This is a genomic window from Schinkia azotoformans LMG 9581, from assembly GCF_000307855.1.
GTDB classification, from domain to species: domain Bacteria; phylum Bacillota; class Bacilli; order Bacillales; family Bacillaceae_J; genus Schinkia; species Schinkia azotoformans.
The window spans coordinates 1-509 of record NZ_AJLR01000027.1 but is presented as its reverse complement, the minus strand read 5'-3'; the positions used below and the strand labels follow the sequence as shown (position 1 = coordinate 509).

Annotated in this window: 1 protein-coding gene; it reads left to right on the top strand. The window is 44.2% G+C overall.

The genetic code is table 11. The features are described from left to right. Positions 1-55: 55 nt before the first annotated feature. Positions 56-509: hypothetical protein (locus BAZO_RS01660; RefSeq protein ID WP_003329473.1), on the top strand; the 454-nt coding region annotated here is incomplete at its 3' end.

The following is a 509-nucleotide window of genomic DNA, read 5'->3' as shown; positions in this document are numbered from 1 at the left end:
AGCAGAGATGAGCGCACAGCCTCAGACTCAATCAAACAAAAGTAGGAGAAAAAACATGAAACTCAATTCACTTAACAAAAAATTTGCCCTTGCTAGCGTTAGTCTTCTGACAATTAGCACATTAGCAGGATTTGGTGGGCTAGTAAATGTTAATGCTAAAACTACGGTTGTAACTGACCAAGTCTCAAATGGTGAAGTTGCTATCTATGCCCAATCAGCAGCAGGTAATGCAGTCGCAACGACCAACAACGATGGTACAAACCCTGATACAGGTGTTGCCAACAACCAAACAGGTGGACAAGCAGGAAATACTGGTACAACTAAAAATGACGGGAGCCAACAATCAAGCCTTGAAGGTTCAACTCCGAGTGTAATGGCTAATGTGACATTCTCAGCTACCAAATACACAGGAACAGGCGTTCCTACGGGTGTTGCCGATTCGGCATTCAATGGTGCAAAAGTCACAGCGACTTCAGCTCCTTCAGGACTTGCTGATTTTACTGGCTTGG